At 69.6% G+C, this 20,736-nt stretch carries 19 protein-coding genes and 1 pseudogene; 11 read left to right on the top strand and 9 right to left on the bottom strand.

Annotated elements, in window-relative coordinates; translation table 11 throughout:
- Window positions 1-8: 8 nt before the first annotated feature.
- Both F0U63_RS35905 and F0U63_RS35900 read left to right on the top strand, forming a co-directional pair.
- The gene (locus F0U63_RS35905; protein WP_395837179.1) at window positions 9-350 is read left to right on the top strand and encodes a rhodanese-like domain-containing protein; all 342 of its coding nucleotides are present in this window, start codon (window positions 9-11) and stop codon (window positions 348-350) included.
- Window positions 347-1,213, top strand: coding sequence for a sulfite exporter TauE/SafE family protein (locus F0U63_RS35900; protein WP_395837177.1), 867 nt, complete (start codon window positions 347-349; stop codon window positions 1,211-1,213). The genes F0U63_RS35905 and F0U63_RS35900 overlap by 4 nt, the downstream gene beginning before the upstream one ends.
- An 8-nt stretch (window positions 1,214-1,221) precedes the next feature.
- Here F0U63_RS35900 and F0U63_RS35895 read toward each other — a convergent pair whose 3' ends face one another.
- Window positions 1,222-1,839, bottom strand: coding sequence for a hypothetical protein (locus F0U63_RS35895; RefSeq protein ID WP_395837175.1), 618 nt, complete (start codon window positions 1,837-1,839; stop codon window positions 1,222-1,224).
- A gap of 6 nt (window positions 1,840-1,845) precedes the next feature.
- Window positions 1,846-3,537, bottom strand: a complete 1,692-nt coding sequence (locus tag F0U63_RS35890) for a hypothetical protein (protein ID WP_395837173.1) — start codon at window positions 3,535-3,537, stop codon at window positions 1,846-1,848.
- Between the two features lie 253 nt (window positions 3,538-3,790).
- Here F0U63_RS35890 and F0U63_RS35885 point away from each other — a divergent pair, with 253 nt between their 5' ends.
- From F0U63_RS35885 to F0U63_RS35865, 5 genes are all read left to right on the top strand, one after another.
- Window positions 3,791-4,603 (top strand): alpha/beta fold hydrolase, encoded by an 813-nt coding sequence (locus F0U63_RS35885; protein ID WP_395837171.1) that lies wholly within the window; start codon window positions 3,791-3,793, stop codon window positions 4,601-4,603.
- On the top strand, window positions 4,600-6,474 hold the full coding sequence (locus F0U63_RS35880) for an adenylate/guanylate cyclase domain-containing protein (protein ID WP_395837169.1): 1,875 nt from the start codon (window positions 4,600-4,602) through the stop codon (window positions 6,472-6,474). Before F0U63_RS35885 ends, F0U63_RS35880 begins: the two co-directional genes overlap by 4 nt.
- A 15-nt stretch (window positions 6,475-6,489) precedes the next feature.
- On the top strand, window positions 6,490-7,041 hold the full coding sequence (locus F0U63_RS35875) for a dual specificity protein phosphatase family protein (RefSeq protein ID WP_395837167.1): 552 nt from the start codon (window positions 6,490-6,492) through the stop codon (window positions 7,039-7,041).
- Between the two features lie 20 nt (window positions 7,042-7,061).
- Window positions 7,062-8,828: a hypothetical protein gene (locus F0U63_RS35870; protein WP_395837165.1), complete on the top strand. Its 1,767-nt coding sequence runs from the start codon at window positions 7,062-7,064 to the stop codon at window positions 8,826-8,828.
- A gap of 76 nt (window positions 8,829-8,904) precedes the next feature.
- Complete coding sequence (locus F0U63_RS35865) at window positions 8,905-9,309, top strand: DUF5335 family protein (protein WP_395837163.1); 405 nt, start codon at window positions 8,905-8,907, stop codon at window positions 9,307-9,309.
- A gap of 213 nt (window positions 9,310-9,522) precedes the next feature.
- Here F0U63_RS35865 and F0U63_RS35860 read toward each other — a convergent pair.
- Window positions 9,523-9,621 (bottom strand): annotated as a pseudogene (locus F0U63_RS35860) (MarR family transcriptional regulator); the annotation flags it as partial.
- A gap of 206 nt (window positions 9,622-9,827) precedes the next feature.
- On the opposite strand from F0U63_RS35860, the gene asnB reads away from it, so the two are divergent.
- Complete coding sequence (asnB, locus tag F0U63_RS35855; RefSeq protein WP_395837161.1) at window positions 9,828-11,744, top strand: asparagine synthase (glutamine-hydrolyzing); 1,917 nt, start codon at window positions 9,828-9,830, stop codon at window positions 11,742-11,744.
- Between the two features lie 105 nt (window positions 11,745-11,849).
- The gene (locus tag F0U63_RS35850; protein ID WP_395837159.1) at window positions 11,850-13,679 is read left to right on the top strand and encodes a penicillin-binding transpeptidase domain-containing protein; all 1,830 of its coding nucleotides are present in this window, start codon (window positions 11,850-11,852) and stop codon (window positions 13,677-13,679) included.
- Between the two features lie 7 nt (window positions 13,680-13,686).
- On the opposite strand, the gene F0U63_RS35845 is transcribed toward F0U63_RS35850, so the two are convergent.
- The 3 genes from F0U63_RS35845 to F0U63_RS35835 are packed head-to-tail and all read right to left on the bottom strand — an operon-like array spanning window position 13,687 to window position 17,580.
- On the bottom strand, window positions 13,687-14,019 hold the full coding sequence (locus F0U63_RS35845; protein ID WP_395837157.1) for a MazG nucleotide pyrophosphohydrolase domain-containing protein: 333 nt from the start codon (window positions 14,017-14,019) through the stop codon (window positions 13,687-13,689).
- 33 nt (window positions 14,020-14,052) lie between these two features.
- Entirely contained in the window at window positions 14,053-14,847 is a 795-nt protein-coding gene (locus F0U63_RS35840; protein ID WP_395837155.1) for an ABC transporter ATP-binding protein, read from the bottom strand.
- A gap of 45 nt (window positions 14,848-14,892) precedes the next feature.
- Window positions 14,893-17,580 (bottom strand): MGH1-like glycoside hydrolase domain-containing protein, encoded by a 2,688-nt coding sequence (locus F0U63_RS35835; RefSeq protein WP_395837153.1) that lies wholly within the window; start codon window positions 17,578-17,580, stop codon window positions 14,893-14,895.
- A 37-nt stretch (window positions 17,581-17,617) separates the two neighbouring features.
- On the opposite strand from F0U63_RS35835, the gene F0U63_RS35830 reads away from it, so the two are divergent.
- Entirely contained in the window at window positions 17,618-18,235 is a 618-nt protein-coding gene (locus F0U63_RS35830) for a hypothetical protein (RefSeq protein ID WP_395837151.1), read from the top strand.
- Window positions 18,236-18,241: 6 nt separating this feature from the next.
- Here the strand turns inward: F0U63_RS35830 and F0U63_RS35825 are convergent, their stop codons facing one another.
- The gene (locus F0U63_RS35825; RefSeq protein ID WP_395837149.1) at window positions 18,242-18,877 is read right to left on the bottom strand and encodes a hypothetical protein; all 636 of its coding nucleotides are present in this window, start codon (window positions 18,875-18,877) and stop codon (window positions 18,242-18,244) included.
- 65 nt (window positions 18,878-18,942) lie between these two features.
- On the opposite strand from F0U63_RS35825, the gene F0U63_RS35820 reads away from it, so the two are divergent.
- A complete protein-coding gene (locus F0U63_RS35820; RefSeq protein ID WP_395837147.1) occupies window positions 18,943-19,647 on the top strand; it encodes a hypothetical protein in 705 nt (234 codons plus the stop codon).
- Between the two features lie 26 nt (window positions 19,648-19,673).
- On the opposite strand, the gene F0U63_RS35815 is transcribed toward F0U63_RS35820, so the two are convergent.
- Both F0U63_RS35815 and F0U63_RS35810 read right to left on the bottom strand, forming a co-directional pair.
- The gene (locus F0U63_RS35815; RefSeq protein ID WP_395837145.1) at window positions 19,674-19,859 is read right to left on the bottom strand and encodes a hypothetical protein; all 186 of its coding nucleotides are present in this window, start codon (window positions 19,857-19,859) and stop codon (window positions 19,674-19,676) included.
- Complete coding sequence (locus tag F0U63_RS35810) at window positions 19,856-20,707, bottom strand: hypothetical protein (protein WP_395837143.1); 852 nt, start codon at window positions 20,705-20,707, stop codon at window positions 19,856-19,858. Before F0U63_RS35810 ends, F0U63_RS35815 begins: the two co-directional genes overlap by 4 nt.
- Between the last annotated feature and the right edge of the window lie 29 nt (window positions 20,708-20,736).

The raw sequence follows: 20,736 nt of genomic DNA, 5'->3' as shown, positions 1-20,736 counted from the left end.
ACGCGACCATGACCTCTGCTCTCTTCCTGGATCTGCTTCCCGAGCATCTCGACACCCTGGGGCCCGAGGTGCGGCGCATCGACGTGCGCGAGCCCGATGAGTTCGAGGGACCCCTGGGCCATCTGTCCCGGGCCGAGCTCGTTCCCCTGGGCACGCTCGAGGCCGCGTGCGCCACCTGGTCCCGCGCGACGCCGCTGCTGCTCATCTGCCGCTCGGGCCGGCGGTCCGTGGCCGCCGCCGAGCTCCTGGCCCGGCGCGGCTTTGGCCGTCTCTACAACCTCAAGGGGGGCATGCTGGCGGTGCGCGAGGGCTCCTCCGCGCCGCGTGGCTCGGGAGCTCCGACCACGTGATTCCGGGCCTTCACGATCCGTTCGCGCTGCTCGTCCCTCCGGCCATGCCGCTGGTGGGCTTCGTGCTCGCCGCGCTCATCGGTGTGTCCCTGGGGCTGCTCGGGGGAGGGGGCTCCATCCTCACGGTGCCGATCCTCGTCTACGTGCTGGGCTTCGAGCCCAAGGAGTCCATCGCCATGGGGCTGGCGATCGTGGGCACCACGAGCCTCTTCGGCGCCATCGGCCACTGGCGCGCGGGCAATCTCCAGCTCCGGGCCGCGCTCGTCTTCGGGGCGATGGCGATGGGGGGCACCTTCCTCGGCGCACGCCTGTCGGTCTTCCTTCCGGGGACCGTGCAGTTGGTGCTCTTCGCCACGGTGATGTTGGTGGCGGCGGTGTTCATGGAGCGCAACGCCCGGCGCGAGCTCACCACCCCGGCCACCGGGCCCGGGCCACGTGCGGCCTCCTTTCCCCTCCTCGCCGCGTCCGCGCTCGGCGTGGGCGCGCTCACGGGGCTGGTCGGAGTCGGAGGGGGGTTCCTGATCGTGCCGGTGCTCGTCCTGCGGGTCGGTCTGCCCATGAAGCAGGCGGTAGGCACGAGCCTGCTCGTCATCGCCTTCAACTCCTTCGTCGGCTTCGCGGGCTACCTTGGTCACGTGAACGTCGCGTGGGGGGCCCTCACGCTCTTCACGGGCCTGGCCATCGCGGGCACCTTCGGCGGCACCTGGCTCTCGCGCTTCATCTCCCAGGCCGCTCTCAAGCGCGCCTTCGCGGGCCTGCTCGTGGTGATGGGTGTCCTCATCCTCTACGAGAACCGGGGGACGTTCCCCGCGCTGGGGCGGGCCGCCGCCATGGACGCTCCGCGCCCGGCGCGCCCGGGCTGACTCCGTGATCAGCGCGCGATGAAGTCGAACCGGTCCACGGCCGCCTTGAACTCTTCCAGCGTCGCTCTCGAGCGCTTCGCCTCCGCTGGCGCGTAGAACGTCAGAGCGACCGTGGAGGGCTGTTCCTTGAGCGGCCCCTCGAGGATGACCGGAGTAAAGTCCCCAGGCCACGGCATGCTCAGCAGTTCCGGCCCGTACTTGAGAGGATCCAAGATGGTGAAGCAGGGCCACTTCGGCAGGCGAACTGTACTCATGTCGCAGCCGTGAAATCGGCACAGATCCAGCCGGGCCTCGGAGAAGTCGCAGTCCTCCACGCTCCCGAACTGCCAGTTGTCCAGGTGCCCGCGGCGGTGCCCGAACTCGTTTCCGCTGAACCGGCCCTTGAAACGACAGCCCTTCAACCCCATCGTTGTCCAGCGTGAGTCCACGAGTTCGCGCTTCGCCTGGATGGTGCAGTCGAGCAGTCGTCCCGACACGAGGCTTAGCCACCGTCCCGGAACACCGAGGACTACTGAGCAACGGCGCAGCGTGATGTTCGGCCCGAGCCAATAGATGGCGGTGTTATCCGTCAGCTCCAGCCGCTCCCCTTCTACCTCTCGGTTCTCGTAGTGGATGTTCGGAGTCACGGGCCCTCAGAAGAAGATCATACGAAAGAACGTGCTCGCCATCCGCCGCCCATGAATCTCGAAGTTCGACTCGGTGCCCGAGAGAATCTCGTAGTGGTACTTCTGGCCCGAGGGGCCGGTGACGTCAACGCCACTTCTATTCCACTTCAAATGGGGGAAGCGTAGCCGCAATTGCTCCTCCACCCAGCGTCCTCGTGCTTGGCGCTCGAGAAGCTTCGCACGATGTACAAGGCCTCTCTTGAGCATCCGCTGCATCGCCGCTGTCACCTTCGGCCCATAGGTCTCCTGGCTCCAACTGGCCGCTATCTCCTTCACCGCTGCCTGGAGTTGGTCACCCAATGGGTCCGAGGCGGGAATGTCGTTGACGGATACTCCCCGTGGCAGGTGCCAGCGCTCGCCATTTCTCTCTACTTGCCTGTTGCCACCGTGGTGCCGGTACACCTCGGTGACAGGGGTCCCGCCCGAACTGGCGCTCGCCGCGCCGTTCCGGCTCATCATCGCGCCGGCGAGGGCACCCTCGGGCCCCACAGTGACTGCCAGGGCACCCTGCGTCGAGACAGTCACCGCCTGTATCTGCTTCACCCGCACGAACACCCAGGCTGGCCCGCCTTGCCCCGCGAGCTGCACTTGCGCGAGCCGGAAGCTTGGTAGCGAGCGCAATGCCGGGCCCACCTCCCCCAGCATCCGTCCCGAGAGGGCCGTAACTGCCAGAATCATTGCCCGGGCCGCATCGGTCCCCAGCACCTTGGCGAAACCAGCCCCGGCCCCGCTCAGTTCATCGAAGGTGGTGGCCACCCGCGCCTTCATGACGAGTTCCGCCCAGCCGTCCATGAGGCCCCACATCGTGTCGATGCCCAGCCAGGCCACCAGTGCCACGGTGAGCACGGCCGCCGCCCCCTTCGTCACCGGCTCGGGCAGTAGCCACAGGCTCATGTAGATTCCGACCATCCACACGGCCGAGGCGAGGAGTGCCTTGGGGTTCAGCTCTCGTCCGAGCGCTGCGTACGTCTCGTCCAGGACTGAGCCGAAGGCCAGCGCCAGGGCCAGGGTGCTCCGGTCATCCGAGCGCAGGTAGGGGCCATCCTCAAACAGCCCCAGGCAGTCGCCGCCCCCGCGGGCGATGCAGAAACGCTCGTACCTCGCCCGAAGCTCCGCCTCGGCTTGCGGCTCGAGTTGGACCGGCCCCCACTGCTCTTCGGGCATCAGGGAGTTCACGCGACCCCGTCCGCCATTGGCCCACGGTTCCCACTCTCCAGTAAAGCTCCCGGCCCCTTCCACGTCGGAGACTATTCTCGCCTCCCGGGCCTGGTGCACCAGTTCCTGGACCTTCAGTACTTCCGCCGCAACCTCCTGGGGGCTCCCCTGGAACTGGCGGCCGCGTGCCAATCGTTCCACGTGCTCCCGAAACTCCGCCTTGGTGATGGGAACGGGTCGTGTCCTCACTCGCCCGGGCTCGAGTACCACCACGTCGAGTACTGGAACTCCCTCGAGTTCCGGCTCTGTCGCCGGGCCTGCCCGGAGCGCGTCGTCCTCGGGTGCTTCCTTCCAGGTGCGGCTCTGCGGCCCGCCAATTTCCGCCACCGGTGCGTGCTTCGCGCACGCCGCCTGGATGATCAGGACGACCAGCCAGAAGCCCCAGGCCCCGCGAAACGGCCGCGTTCGTCTCTTGGTGTCGATGCGGCGGTGTGGTTTCTCCACGTCCGTTCCCCCCCGATTGGAACAGACCCTGAAGGATAGGACGGAAACCTCCCAACCCTCGCCTTCCCTCAACTCAAATTGCTCCCAGCATGAGCACCGGCGGGCGGCGGAGTGTTGGCTAGCGGATTGATGAAACCCCAGTACTCACGGGTTTGGGCGGAATTCTTGCTTCCACTGTCCTGTCGGACAAGCCGAAAAGGCGGGCCCGGACAATATAGAGCGTGGCCCGACAGTGGTCGCGAGGGGTGAGTTCATGGGTCAAGCGATCTGGAAACGCAACAACGTGCGGGTATTGGGCGAGGGCCGTGACACCCTGATCTTCGCCCACGGCTTTGGCTCCGAGCAGGGGGCGTGGCGGCATCAGGTGGCGGCGTTCCAGGATCGCTACCGCATCGTGCTCTTCGATCACGTGGGGTGCGGCCAGTCGGACTTCAACGCCTACAGCCCGCATCGCTACCGGAGTCTGCACGGCTACGCGGAGGATCTGCTGGAGCTGTGCGAGGAGCTGGATATCCGTCAGAGCCTCTTCGTGGGCCACTCGCTCAGTGGGATGGTGGGGATGCTGGCGGCGCTGGTGGAGCCCGAGCGCTTCCGGCGGCTCGTCTTCGTCAAGTCGACGCCCCGAATGCTCAACGACGCCGGGTCCGGCTACGTGGGGGGCTTCGAGCAGGCGGAGATCAACGCGATGCTCGACGCCATGGCCTCCAACTTCTACGCCTGGGCGGGGGGCTTCGCGCCGGTGGCCATGGGCAACCCGGACCGGCCCGAGCTGGGGCTGGAGTTCGCTCGCACGCTGAGCGCCATGCGGCCGGACATCGCCCTGGCCATCGCCCGCATCGTCTTCAACTACGATCACCGCGCGGACCTGCCCCGGCTCAAGGTGCCCACGCTCATCCTCCACGCGGGCGAGGACGTGGCCGTGCCCGACACCGTGGGCGCGCACATGGCGCGGCACATTCCTCGCGCGACCCTGTCCACCATCAGCGCGAGTGGTCACCTGCCTCATTTGAGTGCGCCCGGGCAGGTGAACCAGGCCCTCGGCTCCTATCTGTCCGCCTCTGCATGAAGCGCTGGCGGCTCGTCGCGCGCGCTCTCCGTCACCCGGACCTCCTGCCCACCTTCCGGGGAATGTTGCTGGGGCTCGCGGCGCTGATCCTCGTATCCGAACTCGCGCTGGGCGAGGGTCTGACCGTCCGGTGTCTGGCCCCCATTCTTTTCGTGTGCAGCACCCTGCTCCCCGTGCGCTCCTCCTGGTGGTGGGGTGGGGGAACGGCGGGAGTGTTGCTGTTGCCCGTGCTGGTGGGTCCCCAGGGAGAGGGCAGTCTGGTGCTGCTCGTGCTGGGCTTCGCGCTGGTGGGCGGAGTGGGCACGCGCCGCGTCCTGCTCTCCGCGGAGTGGTCGTTGGCCTCGCGCGAGGTGCTCGGCACCCTGCTGTCGTCGGACCGCCACGCACGTCCCGAGCAGGTGCTGCGCGAGACGCTGGAGCTGATGCGTGAGGTGACCGGGGCTCGCTCCATCGCCGCCCTGCGCCAGCTCGACGAGGTGTCGGCCGAGACGCTCGTGGCCCTGCCCGAGCCGGTGCTCTCCCATGCGCTGAGCTCGCCCCGGCTCTTCGCCGACGCCCTCTCGGTGGATCGCTGCCTCTACCATCATGACTACGCCCGGGTGCCCGGGGCCTCGCGCTTCCTGCTGGCCGAGGGCGTGCGCTCGCTCGTGGTGCTGCCGCTGAGCTGGAGCCACCAGGGCGGCACGGAGTCCTCCCAGGGCGCCATCCTGCTCACGTGGCACCGCCGCGCGCACCTGCATGCCCACCTGCGCCGCTTCGTGGAAGTGCTGGGGGACGGACTGCGGACGCTGCTGCGGTTCACGGACGACAGGTTGCGCTACGAGCGGCTCCAGGCGCGTTATGGCGCCATCCTGGAGACGGTGCCCCAGGGCGTGGTGTTCGTGGAGGCCAGTGGCGAGCAGGGCTGGGTCAACCAGGTGGCGGGCGAGCTGCTCGGCCTGACGCCGGGGCCCGTGGAGCCGGTGCGGCTGGCCCAGGCCATGGCGGGGTTGCGCGCGCGCGCGAGCAACCCCGAGGAGATCGCCGCCAAGGGCGCGAGCCTGTTCACCCAGCCCCAGGCGGACATCCGCGACTGGATCTGGACCTTCCAGGTGCCTCGGGAGCTGGTGCTCCGGGTCTCCAGCACGCCCACCCACGTGCGCGACATGCCGGGCCGGCTCTGGCTCCTGGACGACATCACCATCGCCTGGCGGGCACGACAGGCGCGGCGCGAGGCCGAGGCGGCGCTGCTCGAGGAGAAGGAGAAGGCGGATCAGCTCCTGCTCAACATCCTCCCCCAGTCGGTCGCCCGGAAGCTCAAGCAGGACACGCGCACCATCGCCGATGGCTTCGCCGACGCCAGCATCCTCTTCGCGGACCTCGTGGGCTTCACCCACCTGGCCCAGCGCGTCTCGCCCAAGGGGCTCGTCTATCTGCTCAACGAGCTCTTCTCCGCGTTCGATCAGCTCACCGAGAAGCACGGGCTGGAGAAGATCAAGACCATCGGGGATGCGTACATGGTGGCCGGTGGGCTGCCGCTTCCCCGGGCGGATCATGTCGGGTCCATCGCGGAGATGGCGCTGGACATGATGGCGTTCCTCCAGGACTTCAACGCCAGGCGCGAGGATCCGCTGCGCCTGCGGATCGGCATCGATACCGGGCCCGTGGTGGCGGGAGTCATCGGCACCAAGAAGTTCAACTACGACCTGTGGGGCGACACCGTCAACACGGCCAGCCGCATGGAGTCACACGGGCTGCCGGGGCACATCCACGTCACCCACGCCACCTACGAGCGCCTGTGTGACAAGTACCTCTTCACCGAGCGAGGCCGCATCCCCATCAAGGGCAAGGGCGAGATGACCACCTACCTGCTCGAGGGCCGGAAGAACTGAACAGGAGCGCCACGCATGATGCGCGAACCGATGGAGATGAACCTCGACTGGGTGACCCCCGAGCTCATGGTGGGAGGCCGCTTCCCGATGGAAGCCGCGGCCCATCTCTCCCAGCGGCTCGGCATCCGTTACGTCGTCGACGTCCGGGTGGAGTGCTGTGATGACGAGCGCGTGCTGCGCGAGCACGGCATCACCCTGCTGCACCTGCCCACGGTGGACATGTGTGCCATCAGCCTGCCGATGATTCGCGACGGGGTGGCCTGGGTCCGCGAGCGCCTGGAGCGGGGGGAGAAGGTCTTCATCCATTGCGAGCACGGCATCGGCCGCAGCGCGCTGCTGGCGCTGTGCGTGCTCGTGTCGCGAGGGTACAGCCCGCAGGAGGCACTCGCGCTGGCCAAGCGGCGGCGGCCCAAGGTGTCTCCGAGTCCGGAGCAGCTCGAGGCCTTCATGGCCTTCGCGGAGGAGTGGAGACAGGCCCATGGCGCCGCCTGGACCGTGCCCGTCTTCGACGAGCTGGCGGCCATCGCCTACAGCCACCTGAACCGCTCCTGGCCCCCACCCGCGTAGGGCTCCCGGGAGTCACGCGCATGCTCGTCTATGGAGATCGGCCCCGTTCGCGGGCGCCTGGAGAGGTGCTCGCCGACCTGCGCCGTCAGCTGGCCGAGGCCGAGGCGCTGCCCGCTGGCATTCTCTGGCACACGGCGCTGGCCCGGCTGTTGATCGACGCGGGCATGCTCGCCCAGGGGCTCCTGGATGCCCGGTATGAGCAGGAGGGCCACGACGAGCAGGGCCCCGAGCAGGAGCGGGCCCTGGCTCTGCCGCTGGCGGTGGCGCGGGCGCTCTGGGAGTCGCACCGCGGTGGCCATCGTGTCCGGAGCGCGCTGCCCTGGGAGGCGCTCGAGGCGCTCGAACGTGCCTCGCTGCCGGACGCGGTCACGCTCAAGACGCCCGAGGGGTATGCCTATTACGCCCTCTATCCCGAGGCGTACATGGAAGCGGCCCGCGGCCTTCCCGGTGGACGGGCGGCGCGCGTCATCGGCATTCGCAGCATCGGCACCAGCCTGGCCTGCGCGGTGGCCGCCGGGGCGGACGCGGTCCTCGCGCCGATGACCGTGCGGCCCGGCGGACATCCCTTCCAACGCGAGCTGCGCCTGGGCCCTGGCGTCGAAGCGGCCCTGCGGCGCTCGGAGCGCGGCACCCCCTTCGCCATCGTGGACGAGGGGCCCGGCCTCTCCGGAAGCTCCTTTGGCGCGGTGGCGGACACCCTCGAGCGCGCGGGCGTGCCGGTGGAGCAGCTGCACTTCTTTCCCAGCCACGGGGGCGAGCCCGGTCCGATGGCGAGTGAAGCGCACCGCGTGCGCTGGCGCCGCGCGCACAAGCACACGGCCGGCTTCGAGCGCCTGTTCCTGTCTCCCAGCGAGCCTCGGCACGCGTTGGCCTCGTGGGTGGAGGACCTGTGCGGTGCGCCGCTCACCCCACTGGAGGACCTGGGGGGTGGCGCTTGGCGGCGCGAGCATTTCTCCCGGGAGGAGGACTGGCCCGCCGTCCATGTCCAACAGGAGCGGCGCAAATACCTCCTGCGGACCGCGCGGGGCCTCTTCCTGCTCAAGTTCGCGGGGTTGGGCAGCCGAGGAGAGCATGCCCTCGAGCGCTCACGGGCGCTCGCCGAGGCGGGGTGGGGGCCCGGTGTGCTGGGGTTGCGGCACGGCTTCCTCGTCCACCGCTGGGAGGCGGAGTCCACGCCGCTCGAGCCCACGGGCTTCGATCGCCGTGAGCTGCTCGAGCGGACCGGTGCCTATCTGGCCTTCCGGGTCCGTCACTTCGCCCGCTCGGGCGGGGGCCACGGCGCGAGCCCCGAGCGGCTGCTCGAGATGGGGCGTCACAACACGCGCGAGGCGCTCGGCGAGGAGTGGGTCCGGTCCTGGTCCCGCTGGGAGGCGCAGCTCGCGCGCCTGTCGGCGGAGCTGAACGTGGTGGAGACCGATGGCCGCATGCATGTCTGGGAATGGCTCGTGAGGCCAGACGGGGTGCTCCTGAAGACAGACGCGGTGGATCATCACGACGCGCACGACCTCATCGGCTGTCAGGACGTGGCGTGGGACATCGTGGGCGCCAGTGTCGAGTTGGGCCTCGCGCAGGACGAACTGGCCGAGCAGGTGTCACGGCGGGGGCCTCGCGCGGTGAGTGGCGCGCTGCTGCGCTTCTATCGCCCCTGCTACCTGGCCTTCCAACTGGGCCACCATCAGCTCGCCTTCCAGTCCCTGGCGGCGCAAGTGCCCGCGGAGGCCGAGCGCCTTCGCGCCGCCGCCCAGCGCTATGCACGGGCCCTGGAACGGGAGCTGGCCGCCGGGTGAGCAGGGGAGGGAGGGCGGATGCCGAGGCCCGCCTCCCTCGGACGCGCGGACCTACTTTTCCTGGAGGAGGCCGCGTATGGAACGCACGACGGAGATTCCGCCCCAGGGGTGGTTCAACTACTTCGCGGGCCTGAGCAGGCGGGCGCTGAGCCATCCCGTCCGGGTGGAAGTGGAGAGCGTGCAGATGGGGGCTCAGGAGCTGGTTCACGCACTGCCCCTGTTGGGCATCGACGTGGAGCCCAGGGGCTCGGAGCTGGGATCCATCGAGTTCACCCTGGGAGATGAACACCAGGACTTCCTGCACCGCATCGCCCGGCCCGTGCAGGTCTACCTCAAGATCGATGACAACGGAGACCTCGACTGCCTCGCCATCGAGGACCGGAGTGGAACCAGGACCCTGCTCTTCTTCGAGGAGGGGGGCGTATCCGCCTGGGCCCATCCGAGCATCCAGGAAGCGGAGCCGCCCCCGCTGGGCCTGTGAGCCCTCCGCTCCACCGCCTGCCCGCGCGCCGGGCCAGGTGTTGCCGTACTGGTCGAGCTCCCGGTTGAGCTGGCCGAGGAGCCGGGTGAGCTCCGACCGGTCGTGCTCCGGCCAGGAGTCGACCACCTGACGCAGGGCTTGGAGCCGCGCCGCGCGAGACGCCGCGAGGTGCTCCGCGCCCTGCTCCGTCATCTGGAACAGCACCGAGCGGGCATCCTCCGGATCCGCATCCACCCGGATGAGTCTCTGTCCCTCCAGTCGGCCGAGGTGGCGGCTGGCGGTCGACTTGTCGATGCCGAAGCGGCGCGCCATCTGGTTTGAACCCAGCCTATACCAGGCATCCGCTCGGTGCCTCTCCTGATGATGCATTTGATGATGCGTTTCATGACGCGGTGCGTCGTTGCGGCGCAACGAATGCGATTATCACCTTTTCATGCGAGGGCGAGACGCGGCCGGAAAGGCACCGCGCCACCCACGAAAAGCCATATGAAAATGATTGAACAGGAGGGGGGTTGACCATGTGTGGAATCGCGGGGTGGGTTGATTTCGAGAAGAACCTGACGCGGGAGCGTGGCACCGCGGAAGCGATGACCCAGACGATGCGCAACCGGGGGCCGGATGACTCAGGGTTGTGGTTGGAACCGCATGTCGCCCTGGGGCACCGGCGTCTGTCCATCATCGATCTGGAAGGCGGGCGCCAGCCGATGGTGGCGGAAGAGGAGGGCAAGCCGGTGGCGGTGCTCATCTACACCGGCGAGGTCTACAACTTCCGGGAGCTGAGGGCAGAGCTCGTGTCGCTCGGGCGCACCTTCCGCACGCACAGCGACACCGAGGTGGTGCTCGAGGCCTACCGGCAGTGGGGGCCCTCGTTCGTCGAGCGCTTCAACGGCATGTTCGCCTTCGCCCTGTGGGACGTGCGCGAGCAGAAGCTCTTGCTCGTGCGTGACCGCCTGGGCATCAAGCCCCTGTATTTCTACCCCACGCCCCATGGCGTGCTGTTCGGCTCGGAGCCCAAGGGCATCCTCGCCAACCCCATGGCACGCGCCGAGGTGGACGATGACGGTCTGCGCGAGCTGCTCGCGTTCGCCAATACACCGGGCGAGGCCATCTTCCGCGGCATGCGCGAGCTGCGCCCGGGCCACGTGCTGACGGTGACGCGCGGCGGCCTCAAGGAGCGGGTCTACTGGAAGCTCGAGGCACGGCCGCACACGGACGACCTGAAGACCACGGTGCGCACCATCCGCGAGCTGCTCGAGGACATCGTCTCGCGTCAGCTCATCTCCGACGTGCCGCTGTGCACGCTGCTGTCCGGCGGACTGGACTCCAGTGCCATCACCGCGCTGGCACAGCGCGCCCTGGTCGCCCAGGGCGCCGGCCCCGTGCGCTCGTTCTCCGTGGACTTCGTCAACAACGCGCGGGACTTCAAGCCCGACGAGCTGCGTGGCACGCCGGATGCCCCTTTCGTGGTGGACGTGGCCGCGCATGTCCACTCCCAGCACACCGACATCGTCCTGTCCGCGAGCGAGCTGGCGGATCCAAAGGCACGCGCCGCCGTGCTGCACGCGAGGGATCTGCCCTTCAGCATGGGAGACATAGACACGTCGATGTACCTGCTCTTCCGCGCCATCCGTCAGCACTCCACCGTGGCGCTCTCCGGCGAGTCCGCGGACGAGGTGTTCGGGGGCTATGCCTGGTTCCATGATCCCCAGGCCATCGCGGCCGACATCTTCCCCTGGGATGTGATGACGATGAAGCACTTCGGCTCGCGCCAGCATGCCCTCTCGCCCGAGCTGCTGCGGCGGCTCGACTTGAAGGAATACCTCCGGGCGCGCTACCAGGAGGCGCTCACCGAGGTGCCCCGGCTGGAAGGGGAGACGGGCCTGGAGCGGCGCATGCGCGAGGTGTTCTACCTGCACCTCACGCGCTTCCTGCAGATGCTGCTGGACCGCAAGGATCGCACGAGCATGGCCACGGGCCTGGAGGTGCGCGTGCCGTTCTGCGACCACCGGCTGGTGGAGTACCTGTTCAACGTCCCCTGGTCGATGAAGACCTTCGACGGCCGGGAGAAGAGCCTCCTGCGCGCGGCGACGGCGGACCTGCTGCCCCAGTCGGTGGTGGAGCGGCGCAAGAGCCCCTATCCCTCCACGCAGGATCCCGAGTACGTGCGTTTCCTGCGCGGCCAGCTCGCTCCGATGCTCGACGATGCCCGGGCCCCGGTGAAGCCGTTGCTCGACGAGGCCAACACACGCGCCCTCACCCAGGATGCACCGGGGAATGACTCCCCGTGGGCGCGCTCGAGCATGGAGCAGGTGCTGATGCTCAACGCGTGGCTCACGGACTACGGCGTGAAGCAGGTCTCCTCCTCCGCGGTGGGCCAGGGCGCGCCGCTCGGCGAGGTGCATGCGCGCACGGGCGAGTCTTGGCTGGGCGGATAGCCTCCTGGCTCGCGTGGCACCTCCACCTCGTTTCTTGACTCGCCGGAGAGCGCCCGCACAGTGCGAGGCGTGTTCTGGCGAGGGTGGAGGGTAGTCAGTGTCGCGATGGCCTTGATGTTGGCCTCGTGTGTGTCCGTACGTGGTCGGCCGGCGCCGGTGGAAACAGGCCCGCTCGACGTGGCGCGGGACTACCTGCGCGCCTGGGGCGAGGGGGATCTCGCCGCCATGCGGCGCGCGGTGGTCGAGCCGCCGGCCGATCTCGAGGCGCAACATCAGCGCTTCCGGGACGAGCTGCGCATCATCGCCTCGCGCTTCGAGCCAGGCCGCGTCGAGCGCGGGGAGGACAGCGCCCTGGTCACCTTCCGTGCCCTGCACGTGCTGCGCGGGTTGGGCGAGTGGGAGGTGGACGGCGTGCTGCGCTTCGTGCGCCGGGAAGGGCGCTGGTGGGTGCGCTGGTCTCCGGCGGTGCTGCACCCCGAGGCGCGCGAGGGGGACCGCTTCTCGCGCACGAGGACGCGTCCCGCGCGGGCCCGCCTGCTCGATGGGCGGGGACATCCCCTCACCGGCGAGGGCGAGGTCATCACCATTGGTGTCGAGCCCCGGCGCATCCAGAGCCGCGCGGCCGTCGCCTCGGCGCTCCAGGCGCGGCTGGGCGTGGATCCGGTGCGGCTGGACAAGACGCTGAACGCGCCGGGCGTGTCCCCCGAGCACTTCGTACCCATCATCGACGTGCGGCCCGCGCTCTACCAGCAGGTGCGTCCGGCGCTGGCGCCCGTGCCGGGCATCTTCTTCCGCCGCAAGAGCGCCTGGCTCACCCCGGAGGAGGGGTTCGCGGCGCACACGCTGGGCCGGGTGGGGGAGGTGACGGCCGAGCTGCTCGAACGGTTGGGGCCGACCTACCAGCCGGGAGACACCGTGGGCCTGTCGGGACTGGAGCTGGCCCATGAGCCGCGGCTCGCGGGGCTGCCGTCCGGAGAGGTGCGCCTCACCCGTCCTTCCGGCGAGGTGCGCGTCCTCGGCCGCTTCGAGGGCGCACCGGGCACGCCGGTACGGACCACGCTGCTGCCCGAGGTGCAGTCGGCCGCGGAGGCCGCGCTCGACGGAGTGGCCCAGCCCGCGGCGCTCGTCGCGGTGGACACGCGCACGGGCGCCATCCTCGCGCTCGCCAGCCGGCCGCTCGAGCAGCCGTTGAATCGCGCGCTCACCGGCCGCTATCCGCCCGGCTCGACGTTCAAGGTCGTCACGTCGGAGGCGCTGCTCGCCCGGGGCATGGGCGTGGACGCCGCGGTGTCGTGCCCGCCCACGGCGACGGTGGGGGGCAAGACGTTTCGCAACTTCGAGGGCGAGGCGTTCGGGAACTCCCGTCTGCGTCAGGTCTTCGCCCACTCCTGCAACACCGCCTTCGTGACGCTGGCGGCGGGGCTCGGCCCGGGCGTACTCGAGGACGCGGCCCACCGCTTCGGCTTCGACGTGCCGTACAACGTGGGGCTGCCTTCTCCTGGCGCCTCGTTCCCGGTGCCCCGGGATGATGCCGAGCGGGCGGCGGCCGCCATCGGCCAGGGCCGTGTCCTGGCCACGCCGCTGCACATGGCCTCGGTGGCCGCGGCGGCCGAGTCGGGCAGGTGGCGCTCGCCCTATCTCCTCACCGAGCTGTCGGGAGGCCCCAGCGCCCCGCTCGCCCCGGGAACCCGCGCGCCCCTGCAGGCGCTGATGCGGGCCGTGGTCACCGAGGGCTCGGGCCGGTCGGCCGTGGGCGTGACGGGGCTGGCGGGCAAGACGGGCACCGCCGAGTTCGGCACCGGTTCGCCCCTGCCCACGCACGCGTGGTTCATCGGCTTCCGCCAGGGCATTGCCTTCGCCGTGCTGGTGGAGGGGGGCGGGGTGGGGGGCCGGGTCGCCGTGCCCATCGCCGCGAGGTTCGCCGCGGCGTTGTGAGCGCCGCTCAGCTCCAGGTGCGCTGCTGGTTGCGCGCGTTCTTGTCGCGGAACGCCTGCTCCAGGTCCACGCCCGTCCGGTTGGCGATGGCCACCAGGTAGTTGAAGACGTCCACCAGCTCCTCGGCGAGGTGGGCCTTGGCCTCCTCGGTCGGGGTGCTCTTCCCCTCGTCGTAGTACTTGTTGTAGCGGCGCACCGCCTTGAACAGCTCGCCCACTTCCTCGCCCATGAGGAAGCAGTTGTGCACCAGGTCCACCTTCAGCCATCCATGCAGCGTCTCGAGCTCGTGGATGTAGCGCTGGTAGTCCTTCATCGACGCGCCTTCGGGGAGTGTGATCATACCGTCCTTCCTCGCTGGCGGCCCCGCGGGCTGTCAACCCTGGGGCGTGCGGTTCTTCGAGCGGCGTGCCAGCCAGTTGCGCAGGAAGGCCTTCACCGCCGGGTGGGGGGACTCGCGGACCACGTCCGGTGGGCCCGACGCGACGACGAGGCCCTCGTGCATGATGGCGAGGCTGTCGGCCATGCCGAAGGCAGATGCCACGTCCGGGGTGATGACGAGCGAGGTCGCCCCGAGCTGCTGCTTGCCGGTGACGATGATCTCGTTGACGGCGGCGGTGGTGAGCGGATCCAGACCGGCCGTGGGATCGTCGTACAGGAGGATCTTCGGCTGGAGGATGGTGGCGCGCGCGAAGCCCACGCGCTTCTGCATGCCGCCGGACAGCTCGCCGGGGAAGCGCTGGGCCGCGTGGGACAGCCCCACCTTGGCCAGCGTCTCGTTCACCGTCTTGCGGATCTCCTCCTCGGGCATGCGGGTGCGCTCGCGCAGCGGGAAGGCCACGTTGTCGAAGACGTTGAGCGAGTCGAAGAGGGCATTGGCCTGGAAGAGGATGCCCTGCTTGCGGCGCATCTGATCGAGCGTGGCCTCGTCCATCTTCGCCACCTCCTGTCCCTCCACGAGCACCGTGCCCCGGTCGGGCCGCAACAGGCCCATGATGTGCTTCATCAGCACCGACTTGCCCGAGCCGGACATCCCCATCAGCACGCAGGTGGTGCCCTCGGGGACCACGAGGTCCACGCCCCGCAGGGCCTGCTGGTCGCCGAAGGACTTGTGGAGATTCCGCACCTCGATGGCCAGCTTGCGTACCGGCGCGCCGCTCGTGTCACTCATCTCCCACGAGCATAGCGCACGGACGCCAGGCGGTCCCCGTCCGAGCTACCCGGAGGATTTGTGGAGTTCCTCGAGGCATTGCACCACCAGGGCCGTCCAACCCGTCTGGTGCGTGGCGCCCAGTCCCCGGCCGGTGTCGCCGTGGAAGTACTCGTGGAAGAGCACCAGGTCGCGCCAGTCGGGGTTGTCGGTGAAGCGCGGGTCGTCTCCGTGGCAGGGGCGGCGGCCCGTGGCGTCCGGGAGGAAGAGCCGGCTGAGCCGCGCCGACAGCTCGCGCGCCACCTGCGCCAGCGTCATCATCCGTCCCGAGCCCGTGGGGCACTCCACCTGGAAGCTCTCGCCATAGAAGTGGTGGTAGCGCTCGAGCGCCTCGATGAGCAGGTAGTTGAGGGGGAACCACACCGGGCCACGCCAGTTGGAGTTGCCGCCGAACATGCCACTGTCGGACTCGCCGGGCACGTAGGCCACCCGGTACTCCTCGCCCCTCACGTTGAACACGAGCGGCTCGGAGGCATGCACGCGCGAGAGCGAGCGGATGCCGTAATCCGAGAGGAACTCCTCGGGATCCAACACCCGCCGCAGCACCCGCAGGAGCCGCTCGCGCGAGGGAATGGCCAGGAGCCGGTGCCCGTGCAGACAGCCCTTGCCGTCTGGCCGGGTGAGGTAGGAGGTATTGCGTGACAGGTCCGCGCGGTTCTCCAGGAACCAGCGCAGGCGCTTGGAGAAACCCGGCAGGCGCTCGAGGCGCCGGTCCTCGAGGATCTCCGCGGCGAACAGCGGCACCAGCCCCACCATCGAGCGCACCCGCAGGGGTGTGGCCTGGCCCTCCAGGAGCAGCTCGTCGTAATAGAAGCCGTCCTGCTCGTCCCACAGGCCCGTGCCGCCCAGGTTGTTCATCGCGTCCACGATGGCCACGAAGTGCTCGAAGAACTTGGAGGCGATGTCCTCGTAGGAGGGATCGTCGTGAGCGAGCTCCAGCGCCATGGCGAGCAGGGTGGTGCAGAAGAAGGCCATCCACGCGGTGCCGTCCGCCTGATCCAGCCGTCCGCCGGTGGGCAGGGGCTTGGAGCGGTCGAACACCCCGATGTTGTCCAGCCCGAGGAAGCCGCCGGCGAAGAGGTTCTTCCCCTCGGCGTCCTTGCGGTTCACCCACCAGGTGAAGTTGAGCAGCAGCTTGTGGAAGGTGCGCTTGAGGAAGAGTGTGTCCTTCTTCCCGTGGGACGCCGTCATCTTGTACACGCTCCAGCAGGCCCAGGCGTGCACGGGCGGGTTCACGTCCGACAGCTCGAACTCGTACGCGGGGAGCTGGCCGTTGGGGTGCATGAACCACTCGCGCAGGAAGAGCACGAGCTGCTCCTTGGCGAAGACGGGGTCCACCCGCGCGAAGGGAATCATGTGGAAGGCGAGATCCCACGCCGCGTACCAGGGGTACTCCCACTTGTCCGGCACCGAGATGATGTCCCGGTTGTACAGGTGCCCCCAGTCGCGGTTGCGCCCCTGCTGGCGCGAGGGGGGCGGCGTCGGTTGGCTGGGGTCTCCCTCCATCCAGGGCTTCACCGCGTAGTGGTAGAACTGCTTGGTCCACAGGAGGCCCGCGTAGGCCTGCCGGGCCACGCGCCGCTCCTCCGGGGAGAGCGTGCGCGGCAGCCGGGAGTCATAGAACTCGTCCGCCTCGGCGATGCGCTGGGCGAAGAGGGCGTCGAAGGACCCGCCGAAGAGCTGGGTGGGGGCTTGCGCCTCGGCGAAGAGCCGCAGCCGGAGCACGGCCTGGCCTCCCGGGGGCAGCTCCAGCACGTGGTGGAAGGCGGCCTTGGTGCCCGTGCCGGCTGGGTTGACGGCCCCGCGGCGGCCCTGGACCACGGCGTCGTGGAACGCGTCCTTCACATGGGGCACCGCGTTGGGCACACCGAAGAGCCGCTCGCGGTTGGTCTCGTTCTCCGTGAAGAGCAGCGGTGGGGTGGGGCGGCCCGGGGTCGGCTCGGCGTGCCACTGGAAGCGGCCCAGCGAGGCGTGCTCGGCGACGAGCGCGTGGGTGCTCAGCGCGGTCATGTGGGGCCGGGGCCAGTAGCCCTCGCCCTCGCGGCCCCAGTCCCACGTGTTGCGGAACCAGAGCGTGGGCAGCACGTGCAGACGCGCCGTCTCGGGCCCCGCGTTGGTGAGGGTGAGCCGGATGAGCAGATCGTCCGGGCCCGCCTTGGCGTACTCGGCGCGCACGTCGAAGTAGCGGCGCTCCGCGAAGACGCCCGTGTCGGGCAGCTCGAACTCGGGGGCGCCGCGGCCCCGGCGCTGGTTCTCCTCGATGAGCCGCTCGTAGGGGAAGGCGGCCTGGGGGTACTTGTAGAGCGCCTCGAGGTACGAGTGGGTGGGGGTGGAGTCGAGGTAGAAGTACTCCTCCTTCACGTCCTCGCCGTGGTTGCCCTGGGGGCCGGTGAGGCCGAAGAGGCGCTCCTTGAGGATGGCGTCCTTCTCGTTCCACAGCGCCACGGCGAAGCACAGCCGGCACTCGCGGTCCGTGATGCCGAGCAGGCCGTCCTCGCCCCAGCGGTAGGCGCGGCTGCGCGCGTGCGCGTGGGGGAAGTCCGTCCAGCTCGTGCCCCCGGGCGAATAGTCCTCGCGCACCGTGCCCCACTGGCGCTCGGAGAGGTAGGGCCCCCACCGCTTCCAGTTGTGATCCCTCCGCTCGTCTTCCGCCAACCGGCGCGCCTCGGCACCGAGTCCCCGGTTCTGTGACATGCCCGCTCCTCCCGTCCCCGGGATATCTTCTCTGCCCATGCGTGTCCCGTCGTTTCCCACTCGCGCGGTCGCCTTCCATGCCCTGGCGCTGGTGGCCTTCCTCGGGGGCGCGGTCTGGCTCGTGCGCGAGTCCCGCGCGCTCGTGGGCCGGCAGGCGGCGCTGGAGCTGGCCGTGGCCGTGGCGGCCGGGGGCGTGGCCCTCCTGTCCCTGGTGGCCCTGGTGTCCCTGCTGCGCGCCCGCGCGGTCGTGGTGCTCGCCTCCCGGGCCTCCTCCGAGACCTATCTCCAGGTGATGGGGGTGCTGGCGGTGCTGGTGCTCATCGGGGTGCAGGTGCTGGCCACCGGGACGCGGCCCGCGCTGGGCGCCTTCTGCCTGATGCTGAGCGCGTGGCTGATGGGGGTGGGCCTGCACCTGGTGCCCGCGCTGCTGCTGTCCTCCGAGGGCTTCGTGGACCAGCTGGGCAAGCGCACCCGCTTCTCCGAGCTGGAGTGGTTCGAGCTGCGGCGCACCCGGGACGAGCCGCCGCGCACGCTGCTGCGGGCGGGGCGGGGCGATCAGCTCCACATCCACACGCGCCTGGTGGACCCGGACTCCGAGGCGCTGCGCAAGGTGCTCGTGCGCGCGGGGCTGTCCGCGAAGGCCCCTCGGGGTTGAGCTGCCCTACTTCTTGTCCTTCTCCTTCTCCTTCTCCTTGCCCTTCTCGGCTTCGGGCCACTGGGGCAGCCCGGAGCCCGAGCCCTTCCAGGGATCTCCTCCCACGCCGAACGCCACGAGCCGCAGCGGATTGTCTCCGTTGAGGTAGGTCATCCCGAGCCCGGGGACGGAGGGAGACCAGCCCGCCTTGAGCTTGTCGCCGATGAGATACTCCGTCACCTCGAGTTGCCGCCCGGCCACCGTCTCGGGGTGCTTGCGCAGGATCTTGATCGGGGGGGACTCGCCCTCGGTGTCCCTGGGGGGCTCCTGCTCCTGGGTCTCCCGGCCCGGGATGTACGAGCGCACCAGGAGCAGGTTCTCGGGTGAGAACTTCTCCCCGGCCACCAGGAAGTGGAGGGCGATGCGCCCCATGCCCGGTGCGTCCATCTCGAGGATGTACCACTGTCCCCTCCTGCCCTTGTGCGTGCCGAACGCGCCCACCTTGAAGACGAGCTCCGTGGCTCCGTCGGAGGACTGGGCGGTGTAGCGTGCCCACCCATTCCTCTGGGGCACGAGGGGCAGCCCGAACATTTCCCCCTGCGCGGACGCGGTGGGCATGGCGGCGAACCACAGCGTCAGGATGACTGCCCAGATCCGGCTCATGCTTGCTCCTGTTTCGATGTCGGGCGGCTTGTCGCCGTCCACGGTGGGGCCGGATAGTACCCGGCATGCTCCCTGTCCTGTTCGCCTCCGTCCTCGCCCTCACGCTCCAGCTTGGCCCTGGATCGCCCGCGGGCCCGCTCCCCGATGCCGGCACGCCCGTCGACGCGGGCACGCCCACCGTCGAGGAGTCGCGCCTGGAAGAAGCGCGCACGCTGGTGCCCCTGCCGCTGCTCTACGGGAAGTTCCGCCCCGAGGTGGGCACCTTCGTCGAGTACGACGTCACCACGAAGGAGGGCAAGGTGCGGGTGCGGGCCGCGGTGGTGGGTCGCACCGAGCGCAAGGACGGGCCCATGTTCCAGGTCGAGTTCGAGTACCTGGACGTGAAGCCGCGCTCGCTGGTGGTGTTGTGGCTCATCGGCGACACGCATCCGATGGTGGATCGGCTGGCGCTGGCGCTGGAGCCCCACGCGCCCATCTCCATTCCCGTGGACCTGCCCGCGGACGCCCCGGAACTGCGCGGGCGGCCGGGCCCGGAGACGGAGGCGCCGGTGAAGTCGGGCCCCTTCGCGGGCAAGGCGGTGCGGCGCACCTGGCGGTTGGAGGATGGACGTGCCGCCGAGGCGGTGCTGTCGGACAAGGTGCCGCTCTTCGGCGTGGAGTCCGTGCGCGGCGGCGATGGCGCCACCTGGGTGGCGCGCAAGACGGGCACGGGGGCTCGCCCGGAGCTCAAGTCGGTGCCCGTCGCCATTCCCCGCCTGCCCGAGGAGTGAGCGGAGGGCTCGTGCGAGCCCGGACATCAGCCGAGCGGAAAGCCGAGGATGACGTAGAAGCCGCGCAGGTAGATGGTGATGACGCCGAGCATGTCGGGAGCGAAGTGCATGAGCCCGCCCCCCATCACCAGCAGCGCCGCGGACAGCAACGTGAACTCCGTCAGCTGCTGGCCACGGTCGCGCCGGGCCCAACGGCTCGTCAGCCTCTTCATGGTCTGACCTCTCTCTGTTTCTTCTCCATCACCACGGCGATGATGGTCTCGGGGTTGCCTTCCTTCGTGCGCATGGCGGAGAGGGTCAGGGACACCCGCTCCCCCCGCCGCTCGAAGTCGAGCTCCTCCACGTCCTTGCCACTGTGTCCGCCCACGGCGGAGTAGCCGCGCACGGCCATCTCCTTGCGGTAGAAGCTGGCGAGTTCCCGGGGCGTGCCCCGGGCGAGCTGCGTGAGCGTGGCGCTGTCCTGCGCCGGGCCCGGGTTCTGATCATCCACGCGCAGCACCGTCACCAGGCCCTCGGGCTGGGGCAGCACCGCGGGGGGCTCGGCCTTGAGGTGGATGCCCTCGGGGGCCTCGATGATAGCGGGGAAGACCCGCGTTCTCGGGGACACCTGCGTGCCTCCGGCCATCACGTTGACGGTGACGAGCGCTCCCAGCTTCTCGTCGTAGTAGTTGACCGCTCCGCCCCCGGAGCCATCCGGCTGCTCGACGACCTGACGGCCCCGCTGTTCGAACTGCTGGACGTAGAAGTCCATCACCTCGCGGGCGGAGGTCCTCACCTCGAAGAAGCCCATCTCCATCGGGTTGCCATTGGCCTGCAACTGGCCCATGGGCACCAGGTGGGCTCCGGGGAAGACCGGGACGATCCTCCGCAGGCGCTGCACGGTCTCCGTGGGGCGCGGAGGCGGTGGCTCGGGCAGCTGCTGCGCCTGGGGAGGGAGGGGCTCGAGCACCTCGGCTTCTGGCTCGGGGGGCGGCTCGGGCATCCACATCACCGTGGCGATGAGCGCGAGCACGCCCACGAGCCCCAGGGCCCTCGGCACCTTGCCTGTCTTGTCCGACAACCTCATCGACTCATTCCCCACATGCCGTG

Origin of the sequence: Cystobacter fuscus, assembly GCF_044360685.1 — a bacterium.
GTDB lineage: Bacteria > Myxococcota > Myxococcia > Myxococcales > Myxococcaceae > Cystobacter > Cystobacter fuscus_C.
This window is presented reverse-complemented; position numbering and strand designations above follow the sequence as displayed.

Bases quoted from the DNA above. Each gene is read 5' to 3' on its own strand.
- F0U63_RS35865 (WP_395837163.1), top strand. From the start codon at position 8,905: ATGGAACGCACGACGGAGATTCCGCCCCAGGGGTGGTTCAACTACTTC.
- F0U63_RS35845 (WP_395837157.1), bottom strand. From the start codon at position 14,019: ATGATCACACTCCCCGAAGGCGCGTCGATGAAGGACTACCAGCGCTAC.
- F0U63_RS35825 (WP_395837149.1), bottom strand. From the start codon at position 18,877: ATGAGCCGGATCTGGGCAGTCATCCTGACGCTGTGGTTCGCCGCCATG.
- asnB (WP_395837161.1), top strand. From the start codon at position 9,828: ATGTGTGGAATCGCGGGGTGGGTTGATTTCGAGAAGAACCTGACGCGG.
- F0U63_RS35880 (WP_395837169.1), top strand. From the start codon at position 4,600: ATGAAGCGCTGGCGGCTCGTCGCGCGCGCTCTCCGTCACCCGGACCTC.
- F0U63_RS35840 (WP_395837155.1), bottom strand. From the start codon at position 14,847: ATGAGTGACACGAGCGGCGCGCCGGTACGCAAGCTGGCCATCGAGGTG.
- F0U63_RS35850 (WP_395837159.1), top strand. From the start codon at position 11,850: ATGGCCTTGATGTTGGCCTCGTGTGTGTCCGTACGTGGTCGGCCGGCG.
- F0U63_RS35875 (WP_395837167.1), top strand. From the start codon at position 6,490: ATGATGCGCGAACCGATGGAGATGAACCTCGACTGGGTGACCCCCGAG.
- F0U63_RS35830 (WP_395837151.1), top strand. From the start codon at position 17,618: ATGCGTGTCCCGTCGTTTCCCACTCGCGCGGTCGCCTTCCATGCCCTG.
- F0U63_RS35835 (WP_395837153.1), bottom strand. From the start codon at position 17,580: ATGTCACAGAACCGGGGACTCGGTGCCGAGGCGCGCCGGTTGGCGGAA.
- F0U63_RS35885 (WP_395837171.1), top strand. From the start codon at position 3,791: ATGGGTCAAGCGATCTGGAAACGCAACAACGTGCGGGTATTGGGCGAG.
- F0U63_RS35905 (WP_395837179.1), top strand. From the start codon at position 9: ATGACCTCTGCTCTCTTCCTGGATCTGCTTCCCGAGCATCTCGACACC.
- F0U63_RS35870 (WP_395837165.1), top strand. From the start codon at position 7,062: ATGCTCGTCTATGGAGATCGGCCCCGTTCGCGGGCGCCTGGAGAGGTG.
- F0U63_RS35820 (WP_395837147.1), top strand. From the start codon at position 18,943: ATGCTCCCTGTCCTGTTCGCCTCCGTCCTCGCCCTCACGCTCCAGCTT.
- F0U63_RS35815 (WP_395837145.1), bottom strand. From the start codon at position 19,859: ATGAAGAGGCTGACGAGCCGTTGGGCCCGGCGCGACCGTGGCCAGCAG.